The sequence below is a fragment of the Kocuria subflava genome, assembly GCF_012163155.1.
Taxonomy (GTDB): Bacteria; Actinomycetota; Actinomycetes; order Actinomycetales; family Micrococcaceae; genus Kocuria; species Kocuria subflava.
This window is the reverse complement of sequence record NZ_JAAVUN010000001.1, coordinates 28,402-41,128: the sequence shown is the minus strand read 5'-3', so window position 1 is coordinate 41,128 and position 12,727 is coordinate 28,402. Positions and strand designations below refer to the sequence as shown.

Annotated in this window: 10 protein-coding genes; 6 read left to right on the top strand and 4 right to left on the bottom strand. The window is 65.5% G+C overall.

Features of this window, described 5'->3' with window-relative positions; translation table 11 throughout:
* Positions 1–1,479: a PTS transporter subunit EIIC gene (locus GTW58_RS00175; protein WP_197052132.1), complete on the bottom strand. Its 1,479-nt coding sequence runs from the start codon at positions 1,477–1,479 to the stop codon at positions 1–3.
* A gap of 144 nt (positions 1,480–1,623) precedes the next feature.
* Between GTW58_RS00175 and GTW58_RS00170 the strand changes: the two genes are divergently transcribed.
* Genes GTW58_RS00170 through GTW58_RS00155 form a run of 4 tightly spaced genes read left to right on the top strand, consistent with a single transcriptional unit; the run spans position 1,624 to position 4,086 of the window.
* A complete protein-coding gene (locus GTW58_RS00170; RefSeq protein ID WP_047692106.1) occupies positions 1,624–1,854 on the top strand; it encodes a PTS sugar transporter subunit IIB in 231 nt (76 codons plus the stop codon).
* Positions 1,851–2,309 (top strand): PTS sugar transporter subunit IIA, encoded by a 459-nt coding sequence (locus GTW58_RS00165; protein WP_047692107.1) that lies wholly within the window; start codon positions 1,851–1,853, stop codon positions 2,307–2,309. Before GTW58_RS00170 ends, GTW58_RS00165 begins: the two co-directional genes overlap by 4 nt.
* A 9-nt stretch (positions 2,310–2,318) precedes the next feature.
* Complete coding sequence (locus tag GTW58_RS00160; protein WP_052209779.1) at positions 2,319–3,041, top strand: GntR family transcriptional regulator; 723 nt, start codon at positions 2,319–2,321, stop codon at positions 3,039–3,041.
* Positions 3,042–3,096: 55 nt separating this feature from the next.
* On the top strand, positions 3,097–4,086 hold the full coding sequence (locus GTW58_RS00155) for a patatin-like phospholipase family protein (RefSeq protein WP_081994286.1): 990 nt from the start codon (positions 3,097–3,099) through the stop codon (positions 4,084–4,086).
* Between the two features lie 147 nt (positions 4,087–4,233).
* Here the strand turns inward: GTW58_RS00155 and GTW58_RS00150 are convergent, their stop codons facing one another.
* Positions 4,234–4,965 (bottom strand): Crp/Fnr family transcriptional regulator, encoded by a 732-nt coding sequence (locus tag GTW58_RS00150; RefSeq protein WP_081994288.1) that lies wholly within the window; start codon positions 4,963–4,965, stop codon positions 4,234–4,236.
* A 134-nt stretch (positions 4,966–5,099) separates the two neighbouring features.
* Here GTW58_RS00150 and GTW58_RS14930 point away from each other — a divergent pair, with 134 nt between their 5' ends.
* Entirely contained in the window at positions 5,100–5,786 is a 687-nt protein-coding gene (locus tag GTW58_RS14930) for a DUF1801 domain-containing protein (protein WP_119932529.1), read from the top strand.
* Positions 5,787–5,789: 3 nt separating this feature from the next.
* On the opposite strand, the gene GTW58_RS00140 is transcribed toward GTW58_RS14930, so the two are convergent.
* Positions 5,790–7,796, bottom strand: coding sequence for an alpha-amylase family protein (locus tag GTW58_RS00140; RefSeq protein ID WP_119932530.1), 2,007 nt, complete (start codon positions 7,794–7,796; stop codon positions 5,790–5,792).
* 275 nt (positions 7,797–8,071) lie between these two features.
* On the opposite strand from GTW58_RS00140, the gene GTW58_RS00135 reads away from it, so the two are divergent.
* Positions 8,072–10,990 (top strand): FAD-binding and (Fe-S)-binding domain-containing protein, encoded by a 2,919-nt coding sequence (locus GTW58_RS00135; protein ID WP_119932531.1) that lies wholly within the window; start codon positions 8,072–8,074, stop codon positions 10,988–10,990.
* Positions 10,991–11,173: 183 nt separating this feature from the next.
* Here GTW58_RS00135 and GTW58_RS00130 read toward each other — a convergent pair whose 3' ends face one another.
* On the bottom strand, positions 11,174–12,700 hold the full coding sequence (locus tag GTW58_RS00130) for an MDR family MFS transporter (protein ID WP_119932532.1): 1,527 nt from the start codon (positions 12,698–12,700) through the stop codon (positions 11,174–11,176).
* Between the last annotated feature and the right edge of the window lie 27 nt (positions 12,701–12,727).

The following is a 12,727-nucleotide window of genomic DNA, read 5'->3' as shown; positions in this document are numbered from 1 at the left end:
TCACAACTGCCCTTCAGCGTTGAGACCCGTACCGAGGTCCGGATCCTGGCTGCGGGGCTCCCCGGAGGAGTCACCCGAACCTGTGGTCACATCGGTTACCGTGACACCTGCGGCTCCAGCACCGGCTCCTGCAACACCCGCTGCTTCTGCCGCTGTCGCTTGCTGGGAACTGCCGGATACGCCGTCATGCTCTGCATCCGACGTGCTGACCTGGCGCTTGGCCTGGCCCTTCTGCAGTTCGGAGTCCGTGGCCATGGAGGTGTCTCCCTCGGCCTCACGGCCCGGGGTGCGCAGGTTCCAGAACCGGATCACCACGCGGAAGATCAGGTAGTAGATCACCGCGTACATCAGGCCGATCGGGATCAGCATCCAGGCCCGCTGCCCCAGACCGAAGTTCAGAACGTAGTCGATGGCACCGGCAGAGAAGCCGAATCCCATGTGGATGTCCAGGGCGTTGACCAGTGCCAGGGAGGTACCGGTGAGGACGGCGTGGACCAGGTAGAGCGGCCAGGCCACGAACATGAAGGCGAACTCCAGGGGCTCGGTGATGCCGGTGACAAAGGCGGTCAGCGCCACGGAGAACATCACACCACCCACGGCCTTGCGGTTCTCCGGGCGGGCCTCGTGCGTGATGGCCAGGGCTGCGGCGGGCAGGGCGAACATCATGATGGGGAAGAAGCCCGTGGTGAAGATTCCCGCCGCTGGGTCACCGGCAAAGAACCGGGCGATGTCACCGTGTGCGCCCTCAAAAGTTCCCAACTGGAACCACGGGAAGAAGTTCCACAGGTGGTGCAGACCCAGGGGCAACAACAGACGGTTGACGAACCCGAAAAGGCCACCACCCAACACGGCGTTGTCCGCCACGGTTTCACCGGTCCACAACAGTCCGGAGGCAAACAGCGGGTAGGGGAAAGCCATCAGCACACCCAGGATCACCGCAACAACAGCCACCATCATGGGCACCAGGCGGCGCCCGCCAAAGAAGCCCAGCCAGTCCGGCAGCTTGGTCCGGTGGAACCGCTCCCAGAGCTTGGCGGTCACCAGACCGATGATGATGCCGGCCAACACCCCGTAGTTGATCACCGGTGGTTCGCCGTCGGGGCCCTCGGGCAACACCACGGGCGCCATGGCATCAAAGACCGCCAACAGCACCACGTAACCCACCACGGCCGCCAACGCGGTGGAGCCATCGCCCTTCCTGGCAAAGCCGAAAGCGATGCCCACGGCAAACAGCAGGCCCAGGTTGTCGAACAAGGCGCTTCCGGCCGCACCGATCACTGCGGCCACGGTGTGCAGACCGTCAAAGCGGCCCAGGAGATCGTCCTGCCCCAAACGCATCAGCAGAGCCGCCGCCGGCAGGCTGGCAATGGGCAGCATGAGGCTGCGCCCCAACCGCTGCAGAACCTGTAGTGCCTTGGAGGGCTCCTTGCCCTCGGCCTTCTGGTGGGCGCTGGCGCCCAGGATCCCTAGCAGTGGCATGGACCCGCCCTCTCGCTCTCTAGTACAGTGATGATTACTGGTCATAACCAGTGTTGGTGGTCACTTTGACTGACCACATGAGAAGCTGTCAATAGCCTGGGAAACAACTCAAGAAACCCCCGGCTGAGGATGCAAGGAGGAGCCATGTCCAAGCCTGAAGAGATCCTGGCCGCCCTGGGTGGGGCACAGAACGTGGAAGACATTGAAGGATGCATCACGCGGCTGCGCACTGAAGTGGCAGACAGCTCGCTGGTGGATCAGGCGGCCCTCAAAGCACTCGGTGCACACGGCGTGATGGTGGCGGGCACCGTGGTCCAGGTGGTGGTGGGCCCGGAGGCAGAGAACCTGGCCGAAGACATCCAGGACCTCTTGTGACCACGCCCGTTCTTGCCCCGTTCGCCGGGGCGGCCGTGCCGTTGAGCGAAGTCCCGGATCCGGTGTTTGCCCAGGGCATGCTGGGTCCCGGGATCGCCGTGATTCCCGACGACGCGGCGGGGCAACTGGTGGTCGTCGCACCCGTTGCCGGGACGATCATGAAGGCCATGCCGCACGCAGTCGCCCTGGTGAGTGAATCCGGGCAGGGGGTGTTGGTCCACGTGGGGATCGACACCGTCCAGCTCAAGGGTGAAGGCTTTGAGGTCCTGGTGGAAAAGAAGCAAACGGTCATCGCCGGCCAGGAACTGTTGCGGGTGAATGCAGGATTCGTGCGCGAGCAGGGCTATGACCTGATCAGCCCCGTGGTGCTCATGGATGGCGATGCCACTCAGATCACCCAGCCCGTCCACGGACTGGTGGCCTCCGCAGATGCCTTGTTCCAGATCATCGGGTGAAGGATCCGGGTGAGTTCCCAGATCGGGTCCAAGCACGCCCAACTGCGTGATGCCCTGGCACAGATGATCCGGGATGACCTGAAAGTCGGTGACCGGCTTCCCGGCGAGCGCCGCCTGGTGGAGCAGTTCGGCGTCTCCCGGATCACGGTTCGCCACGCCATCGCGCAGTTGGTGGCAGACGGTTTGTTGGTCCGGGAACACGGGCGGGGCACCTTTGTGACCCACGGCATGGCTCGCTCGCGCCTGCACCTGGCGTCCTTTCACGAGGACATGCAGGCAGCCGGGCTCAGGCCCACCACAGCCGTGGACACGGTGGGCGGGCAGCCCGCGCCGGATGCGGCGGCCCAACATCTTGGCCGGTCCCAGGCCTTGCGGATCCGCCGCCTGCGCCTGGGGGACGGTGTTCCGGTCAGCGTGGACGACAGCTGGGTTCCACTGGATCTCTTGCCCCTGGACGCGGACTGGGAAAGCTCCCTCTACGGAATGCTCGCCCGCGCCGGAGCCCCCGTGACCCGCGCCGAACAAACCGTGCAGGCCCAGGCGGCCACACCCCAGGACGCCGCGCTGCTGGGCATAGACCCCGGCACCCCCGTTCTGGTCTTCCACCGGCGTTCCTTCACCACGGGCACCATGCCGGACACCGATCCGGCGCTGGCGGAACGGGCCGTGGAGTACTCGATCTCCGTGTATCGGGCGGATCGTTACCAGCTGCACATGGAAGTTCTGGCCTGACGGATAGGCTCGAATCCCCCACACAGACCTGCGCGCGACAGAGGAGCTACCACCCATGGCTGATGGTCCGGACCAGTTCTCCGCCACCGACGACGACGGCGCCAACCTGGGTTACCCCGGTGCACCCGGCACAAACTCCACTGATGACGCAGCAGAGACGACTGCGTTGACAAGCAACGTCACGGACACGGCCCTGATCTTTGAGGGCGGCGGCATGCGTGGCAGTTACACGGCAGGTGCTGTGACCACGTTGCTGGGAGCCGGGATCCATTTCGACTGGGTGGGCGGTATCTCCGCCGGGTCCAGTCACACCTGTAATTACATCGCCCGGGATGCCCCACGGGCCAGGCGAACGTTCGTGGAGTTCGCCCAGGACCCCCAGTTCGGCAACTTACGGACTTTTGCCCGGGGCCAGGGGTTGTTCAACGCGGAGTACATCTACGAGAAGTCCGGGCTTCCGGATGCCTCTCTGCCCTTCAACTACAGCCAATTCACGCGCAACCCCGCCCGCTACAAGATCGGGGCCTTCAACGCCTCCACCGGTGAACACGTGTACTTCTCCCGCCAGGACCTGGGTTCACAGCAGGACCTGATGGTGCAGGTCCGGGCGTCGTCGTCCATGCCCGTGCTGATGCCGCCGGTGAACTACCGGGGGTCGGTGTGGGTGGACGGTGCACTGGGGCCAACGGGTGGCATTGCCATCGACGCCGCACGCGCGGATGGGTACACCAAGTTCCTGGTCATCCTGACTCGTGAACGCAGCTACATCAAACAGCCCGAGCGCTTTGCATCCATCTACCGGCGGCAGTTCCGTGACCACCCGGCGGTGGTGGAGGCCCTGGACGCCCGCCCGGCCAACTACAACCGGACCCGGGAAGAGCTGTACGACCTCCAGGACTCCGGGCAGGCCATGGTGTTCACCCCGGAGAACATGCCGGTCTCCAACGGGGAACGGCGGGTGGCTCGGCTGCAAGCCGCTTACGCCGCCGGTTACCTCCAGGCCCAGCGGGAACTGCCCCGCTGGAAGGAGTTCTTGGGGATGTGAGGGGCGCGGGCGCAGACACGTCACCTGAAGCAGTCGATGATCCAAGCTCACAGGGCAGCACGAGTCAGGCTCACGGAGCTAGCGCGAGCCAGCCGCACAACGCAGACACGGCCAGGGGAAGGCCCGCTTCCGCCGGGATGCCCTGGCTCAGTCGGCGGCCAGGAGCTCTTGGTCCAGGATGGTGATGTGTCGGCCGCTGCCCAGTGCCAGGGCTCCCCGGTCGGAGAGGCTGCGCAGGCGGCGAGACAGAGTTTCAGGGGTGGTGCCGATCAGACTGGCCAAGTCCTTCTTGCTGACAGGCAGCTCGAACGGGTACCCCACCAACCCGTCCGAGGCGCTCAGAAGGTAGTCGCCAAGGCGCTGGGTCACGGTGCGATCCGCCAGTGAAGCCAGCTGGGCTTCCGTTTCCTCCAGTCGCCGGGTGACCGCCTGCAGCATGTTCACGGCCATCTGCGGACGTTGGTCCAACCACTGCTGAACGTCCAACCGGGAGAGCACGCACACCTGCACGTCCGTGAGAGCCGTGGCCATACGTGGGGCGGGAGAACCGGTGAGCACCGAGTGCTCCCCCATGAATTCCCCGGGGCCCAGGATCCGCAGCAGCCGCTGCGAACCGTCTGGTGCCAGACGCACCTGCTTGACCTGCCCCGCATGAACAATCTGCAGAGCGGGCATGGCACCTTGGGCCTGGACCACCTCACCCCGGGACACCACGCGTGCCGTGATCCGGGAGGCTATGCTGCGCCGCTCCTGGATCGGCAGGTCCCGGAACAGCGGAACCTTGCTCACGCAGTTGAACCGCGCCTCCAAATCCAGGGCCAGGTTGCCGGAAGCATCCGGGGTGGCGCGGGAGCACCCGCAGCCGCTGCTGGTGGACAAGTACAACCTCCTGATGACTGACCGGTGTCCACCCAGGTGACCGGTATGCACTGGCGTGGACCGTCCCCATCTTTGCGCGAGTGCCCTTTGCGCACCTCACGGGTGCCACGGCTTGCCGCCGTAAGCTGCCCACCATGAGCACATCTCTTGAGGACGTCCCCGGAGTGGGCATTCCAGCGCGTCGCGCACTGAGGCAAGCAGGTCACACCAGCCTGGAGGACCTCGACGGCGTGCCGTACGGGGAGCTCTTGGCCCTGCACGGGGTGGGGGCCCGCGGCCTGGAGCGCCTGCAGGCAGCCCTGGCGGAGCGCGGGTTGTCCATGGCGGATGCACCGGGAGCCAACGGCCGCTGCGCCGTCGTCACTGACCATTCAGCCAAAGTCACTGACGGGCACACCGGTACGGGAGCGGCGGATCTGAAAACCCACCCCACCTCCGTGGAACCCGCCGACTTCCTCCGTTCCCTGCCCTGGCCCCGTCGCGTGGAACAAGGCCTGGAGCTGCTGGAACTGTTCACTGAGGCCACGGGCGAGCAACCCACCATGTGGGGGCCCTCCATGATCGGTTACGGGCAGGTCCACTACCGCTACGCCACAGGCCGGGAAGGGGACACGTTTCGCATCGGTTTCAGCCCCCGCAAGGCCTCCATCAGCCTCTACGGGCTGCAGAACCACCCACGCTCAGCCGAGCTTCTGGAGCGCCTGGGCAAGCACCGCACAGCAGTCAGCTGCATCTACGTCAACCAACTTCACGACGTCGACGGTCACGTACTGGTTGAGCTGATCACCCACGCCTGGGAGTCCGAACCCAGGCTCTGCTGAGCTTCACTTGCTGTAGACGCGCAGCCACACCGTCGAGTGCGGCTGCAGGACAACCCCCAGCGCCAGATCCACAATGCGGTCATCCAGCAGGGAGGTGGCATCCCGTTCAAAACCGGAGAGTGTGGAGGCCTCCACCCGGTGCGGGTGGTCATCCACGTTGGCCAGGCACAGCACAGTGCTGGGCCAACCCTCCGGGTCCAGCCCCGGGCGCTGGTAGGCCACCAGGTGCTGGTTGTTGGGCTCAAAGCCGATCAGATCAGCGCCGTCGAACTCCGTGGTCTGGTGACGCACGGCCAGCATGTGCTTGAGCCCCTGGAACACCCGGCCCGCCACGGTGGAGGTGTCCTCCCGGTCCCGGAAACCCCGTTCCGGGAATCGCGGGCGGTGGGCCCACCGGGAGTCATTGCCGTTGGCCGGGTCCAAGTGCCAGTCGGGGTCGTTGGTCTGCGCCAGCTCATCGCCCAGATACAGCAGAGGCAACCCACCCGTGGACATGGCGATGGCATGAGCCAGCAGAACACGGTTGACGCCGTCGTCGGGATGATCCGTGGTGGTGCCCGCCAAGGAAGCGGTGGTGCCACACACCCGCGCATCCCCGGTCTTGGGGTTGTACTGGAAGGCCACGCCGTCGGCGAACGAGTCCGGGAACCGGCCCGTGTAAAAGTCGTTGAGGAACCGGCGGTGGTGGTACCCGTCGATCCCGCGGCGTGAGGCGTCCTCATCGGAGAAGGTCCAGCCGATGTCATCGTGACTGCGCACGTAGTTCACCCACGCGGTGCCGGCCGGCAGACCGTGGCGCTCGCTGATGGCGTCATTGAGCAGCACACCGTTGCGCGTGGCCAGGGTCTCCCAGGTCAGAGCCATCTGCAACGGGTTGTAGGAGATCTGGCACTCGTCCGGGTGGATGTACTGGACCACCTCGTCCGGGTGCACAATCGCCTCGGACTTGAAGATCGTGGCCGGTGCGGCAATGCGGCACACCCGGTTGAGCATCTGAACAATCCAGTGGGCCTGCGGCAAGGACTCACAGGAGGTTCCGAGTTCCTTCCACAAGAAGGCCACGGCATCAAAGCGCAGCACTTCAGCACCCTGGTTGGCCAGGAACAGCATCTCCCCCGCCATGGCGGCCAGGACCTCAGGGTTGGTCCAGTTCAGATCCCACTGGAAATCGTGGAACGTGGTCCACACCCAGCGGGGGTCCCCCGGTGCCACCGGGGTGAAGGAGCCGGCGTGGTCATCCGGGAAGATCTCCCGAGTGGTCTGCTCAAAGGCATCCGGCATGGTGCGGTCCGGGTAGATCCAGTAGTACTGCTGGAACTTGGGATCCCCGGCGCGAGCCGCCTTGGCCCATTCATGGTCATTGGCGGTGTGGTTGAGCACAAAATCCACCACCAGGCTGATGCCACGTTCACGCAGGTCACGGGAGATTCCGGCCAGCTCCTGCATGGTTCCCAGCCGCGGATCGATCTCCCGGTAGGAGGAGACCGCGTAGCCGCCGTCGTTGTTGCCCTCAGGCACGGCAAAGGCCGGCATGAGGTGCAGGTAGGTGAGCCCAAGCTCCTCCATGTAGGGGATGCGGTCCCGCAAGCCGGCCAGGTCCCCGGCCCAGCGGTCCACGTAGCAGACCCCGCCCAGCTGGTGGCGGGACAGGAACCAGTCAGGATCGGAACTGCGGCACTCATCCAGCTCCCGCAGGTCAGCAGCCCGGGTACCCCAGGACGTTGCCAGAGACTTGCCCAACGCCACCATCACGGAGGTCACGTGCTCGCCGGAACCGTAGGTGCGGCGCACCAGGTCAATCAGCGCGGGGTAGTGGATGTCAAAGCGCTGGATGAAGCTCAATGCCTCAGCTTCTTCCACCGTCCCGGCGGCCACCAGAGCCTCAAGATGCTCCAGTGCCCCCACCTTGGCGGCCTCCACCACGGCAATCGTGTTGTTGAGGTCCGTTGGCTGCTCAGGCTCAGACTGAGCGGACGTGGAGGACAGACGTCCGGAAGGTGTGGAGTGCATTGAACTATGGTCGCCCGTGGCGGTCAGTCACGGCAAAAGTTGACCGTGGATGGGGTCAGGATTTTCGTCACGTTCGGGCGGTTAGGCTGTCGCCCCCTCCGCCCAGGCACCCCCTCCCCCTCCGCCGAATTGCTCCCTCCCCTCCGCCGAGTAGGCCGTTTGATCGCCCCTGACACACTCAGCAGCGATCAAACGGCCTACTCGGCGGGTAGGGGAAGGAGTAGCACGCGGAAAGCTGCGATACTTGTGGGACCCGCGGATCAAGGAGGCCCCGCATGACTGTGCCCTCGCACAACCGCCGTTCCACGCCCACCCAGACCCAGATCCGGCCCCACAGCGTTGCCCGCCAGGCTCAGGACCCCCTGCTGGAGCAGTTGCGCGCCTGGCCCGGGGAGACCGTCGCCTCCGAGCTGGAGCGGGTCACGGCCGCACACGACGCCTCCCACTACCTCCTGCATCCTCGCGCCCTGGTCCGCCCGCACAGCGCCGCGCAGGTCGGCTCACTCCTGCGGATCTTGGAGCGCCACGGCGCCGGCCTGACCCTGCGCTCCGGCGGCACCTCCCTGTCCGGCCAAGCAGTCACCGATCAAGTGCTGGTGGACGTCCGCCGCCACTTCCGTGGCTTCCACATTCACGACGACGCCGCCCGGGTCACCATCCGACCCGGAACCACCGTGCGGGAGGTCAACACCGCGCTGGGCCGACACGGTCGAAAGCTCGGCCCCGATCCGGCGTCCGAATCGGCCTGCACCCTGGGTGGGGTCATCGCCAACAACTCCTCCGGAATGCACTGCGGGACGGAGTTCAACACCTACCAGACCTTGGAATCCATGGTGTTGGTGACGCCCTCCGGCACGGTGCTGGACACCTCGGATCCGGATGCCGACCGCCACCTGCATGAAGCCGAACCAGACCTCCATGAGGGCCTGCTGCGGTTGCGGCGGCGCGTTGTGGAGAACGCGGAGTCGGTGGCCACCATCCAGCGGTTGTTCGCCATGAAGAACACTATGGGCTACAGCCTCAACGCGTTCCTGGACCAGAGTGTGCCGGTCAAAATCCTGGAACGGCTGATGATCGGGGCGGAGGGCACCCTGGGTTTTGTGGCGGAGGCCGTGTTCCGCACCGTGCCCGTGTATCCCCACATGGCCACGGGCCTGTTGGTGTTCCCGGATTTGTATGCCGCAGCGGATGCCGTTCCGGACCTGGTGGCGGCCCATTCGGCCACGGTGGAGTTGATGGATGCCACCTCCCTGAAGGTGGCACAGGCCTCCGGCCAGGCACCTGGCCCCATAGCCGGAGTTCAGGTTCAGAACCACGCGGCCTTGTTGGTGGAGTACCAGGGGGACACCGCGGAGCTGTTGCGCGAGCGCACTGACGGGGCGGCAGATCTGTTCGATCATCTCCCCCTTGTCAGCAAGCCCGACCTCACGCTGGACCCCACCGCCCGAGCTGCGCTGTGGACCGTGCGCAAAGGCCTTTACGCCGCCGTGGCAGGCCACCGCCCGTCCGGCACCAACGCACTGTTGGAGGACGTGGTTGTTCCGGTTTCCACCTTGGGCGCCACCTGTGAATCCCTGACGGAGATGTTCGACGCCCACGGTTACCAGCAGTCCGTGATCTTTGGGCATGCCAAGGACGGCAACGTCCACTTCCTGCTCAACGAGGACTTCTCCGATCCCGAATGCCTGCAGAGGTACCAGGACTTCACTGATGAGATGGTGGATCTGATCCTGGACAACGGCGGATCCCTCAAGGCCGAACACGGAACGGGGCGGATCATGGCCCCGTTCGTCCGGCGGCAGTACGGGGACGAGCTCTACGACGTCATGGAGGAGCTCAAACGCCTGGTGGATCCTCGGGGCGTGTTCAACCCGGGCGTGATCCTCAATGCCGACCCCCTGTGCTATCTCCAGGACCTCAAGATCGCGCCCTCCCTGACCGGGGCTGCTGAGGAGGATGCGGACCGCTGCGTGGAGTGCGGTTACTGCGAACCCGTGTGCCCGTCCAAGGACCTCACGCTGACACCTCGCCAGCGCATTGTGGGGCGCCGCGAAATCGTGGCTGCCCAAGCCCGTGGGGACCACCAGAGCGCCCAGACCTTGATCCGCGAGTACGAATACCACGGCCAACAGACATGTGCCGTTGACGGCATGTGTTCCACCGCCTGCCCGGTGTTCATTGACACCGGGGACCTGGTGCGGCGGCTGCGAGCGGACGGCACCTCCCGCGCAGAGGCCAAACTCTGGGACACCGCAGCAGCCAACTGGGGGCAGACGGTCCGCGGGGCATCGACCGCACTGAGCGTGGCCAAGGCCGTGCCGTCCTTCCTGCCGCGCAGTGCCACCGCCGTGGGGCGTCGGCTCCTGGGCCGGGACCGCGTCCCCGAGTACCTGAGCTCACTTCCCGCCGGAGGACGACGACGCCCGACCGGCCCTCAGGATCCCCATGCGTCGGCGGTGTTCTTCCCGGCGTGTGTCACCGCCATGTTCGGGGACGAGCCATCGGTGAAGGGACAGCGGGAGGAGGGGACGGCGTCGTCGTTGTCCTCGGCCGAGGCGTTGCTTGCTCTGTGCGAGCGGGCCGGGGTGGCGGTCACGGTGCCTGAGAACGTGGACGCCACGTGCTGCGGCACCCCGTGGAAGTCCAAGGGCATGACTGCCGGTCACCAGCGCATGCGTGAGGTGACCCTGCCTGCGCTGTGGGAGGCCTCGGAGCAGGGGCGACTGCCGGTGGTGTGTGATGCTTCGTCCTGCACGGAGGGGCTGGAGGCCATGAAGGCCGGAGCAGCCGATTCAAAGTACGCAGCGTTGCGGTTTGTGGATGCGGTGGAATTCGTGGCCGACCACGTGCTCCCGCAACTGCAGGTCAAGCAGAGGGTGGGATCAATGGTCCTTCACCCCACGTGCTCGTCCACGCAGTTGGGGGTCAACGGGGCGCTCGGGGTGCTGGCTGATGCCGTGGCGGATGAGGTGGTGACCCCGGTGGCCTGGAACTGCTGCGGCTACGCCGGGGACCGCGGGATGTTGCACCCTGAGCTGACCGCATCCGCCACGGCGCGGGAGAGCACGGAGGTCAATGAGCGGGACTTTGATGCCTATGCGTCCCTGAATCGCACGTGCGAACTGGGGATGACGCAGGCAACCGGGCACACCTACCGGCACATCCTCCAACACCTGGAGCAGGCCACGCGCTAGATCCAGATGGTCAGTGGGTGCGTTGCGGCACCACCCTGATGGGGATGCTGAGTAGTCACTGGGCCCACTGCTGGTGTTCAGTGGTCAGTTTCCTGGTCGATCAGCGCTGATCGACCAGGAAACTGACCACCCAATACAACGAGCCAGGATTCTGACCACTCGAGAACCAGGCGAGCCCCGGGATCAGTGCACCGGGCGCCGAGCAGAACTTCCCTCAGCCCGCTTGGGCACCAGGAAGGACACCACAATGGCCACCACGGAGATCCCGGCAGCCACCAGGAACGCAATGTGGATGCCCTGGGCCTGAGCCGCCGTGGCGGTGGCTCCACCCGATGCTGCACTGGCGGCCCCCAGGGACATCAGGGTGATGAACAGGGCGGACCCGGCCGCACCGGAGACCTGCTGCAGCGTGTTGAGCAGCGCGGAACCGTGGGAGTACAAGGACTGCGGGAGGCTGCCCAGAGCGGAGGTCATCAGCGGCGTGATCAACAGGGCCAAGCCGGAGCTCATGACCACGTGCGCTGCCACGATCAACCACAGCGGGGTGTTCTCCCCCACCGTGGAGAAGGTCCACATGGCCAGGCTGAGCACGATCGTCCCGGGAATCACCAACACCTTGGCGCCGTGGCGGTCATAGAGCCGCCCCACAAACGGGGCCAGGAAGCCCATGATCAATCCACCCGGCAGCATGGTCAGCCCCGTGGTCAGGGTGGAGTGACCCAACACGTTCTGCATGTAGAGCGGCAGAAGGATCACCACACCAAACAGGGTGCTGAAGGAGACGATCATCAGGCCCAGGGAAATGGTGAAGGTCCGCTGGGTGAAAGGACGCAGGTCCAACAGGGCCCGGTCCTCGCGCTGGAGCCGCAGCTGCCGCCACACGAACACCGCCAGGGCGATCACGCCCACAATCAGCGCAGGAACCGGCGGAATGCCCCCACCACTGTCAGCAGTTTCACCACCGTGGCTGCCGAAACCGCTCAAGCCCATGAGCAGTCCACCAAAGCCCAGGACGGAAAGCACCACGGAAACCAGGTCCAACTTGACCTTGCGTGGGGTGCCCATGGACGGCATCAGCAGAGCACCCACCACCAGGGCCAGAACAGCAATCGGGAGCATGATCAGGAACAACCAGCGCCAGCTGAGGGCACCCAGGATGATCCCGGAGATGGTGGGGCCGATGGCCGGTGCCACGGAGATCACCACGGAAATCAGACCCATCACGGAACCGCGGCGCTCCGCCGGGACCACGGTCAGCACGGTGGTCATCAACAACGGCAGCAACAAGGCGGTGCCGGAGGCCTGAACCACGCGCCCGGCCATCAACAACGGGAAGCTGGAGGCTGCCGCAGCCAGAGCAGTACCGGCGGTGAACAAGGACAACGCGGTCATGAACACCACACGGTGCGGCAGGCGTTCCAGCAGGAACCCCGTGGTGGGAATGACCACAGCCATGGTCAGCATGAAACCGGCCGTCAACCATTGAGCCGTGGTGGCCGGGATCTGAAGGTCCTCCATCAGATCGGGCAGTGCCACGGAGAGCACGGTCTCGTTGAGGATCACCACAAAAGCAGAAACGATCAGCACACCCAACAGGGTCCGCACGCGCTTGGGGTCCAGGTCCACGGTGGGGATGGAACCGGTACCTGCCACGCCGTCGGACTGCGGGGCTGGGACCTGGGGAAGTGATCCGGTGTGGGTCACGGACATGGGGTGGTGCTCCTCAACAAACAACCA

Coding starts and splice junctions, on each gene's coding strand:
- GTW58_RS00175 (WP_197052132.1), bottom strand. CDS start 1,479: ATGCCACTGCTAGGGATCCTGGGCGCCAGCGCCCACCAGAAGGCCGAG.
- GTW58_RS00170 (WP_047692106.1), top strand. CDS start 1,624: ATGTCCAAGCCTGAAGAGATCCTGGCCGCCCTGGGTGGGGCACAGAAC.
- GTW58_RS00155 (WP_081994286.1), top strand. CDS start 3,097: ATGGCTGATGGTCCGGACCAGTTCTCCGCCACCGACGACGACGGCGCC.
- GTW58_RS14930 (WP_119932529.1), top strand. CDS start 5,100: ATGAGCACATCTCTTGAGGACGTCCCCGGAGTGGGCATTCCAGCGCGT.
- GTW58_RS00140 (WP_119932530.1), bottom strand. CDS start 7,796: ATGCACTCCACACCTTCCGGACGTCTGTCCTCCACGTCCGCTCAGTCT.
- GTW58_RS00135 (WP_119932531.1), top strand. CDS start 8,072: ATGACTGTGCCCTCGCACAACCGCCGTTCCACGCCCACCCAGACCCAG.
- GTW58_RS00130 (WP_119932532.1), bottom strand. CDS start 12,700: ATGTCCGTGACCCACACCGGATCACTTCCCCAGGTCCCAGCCCCGCAG.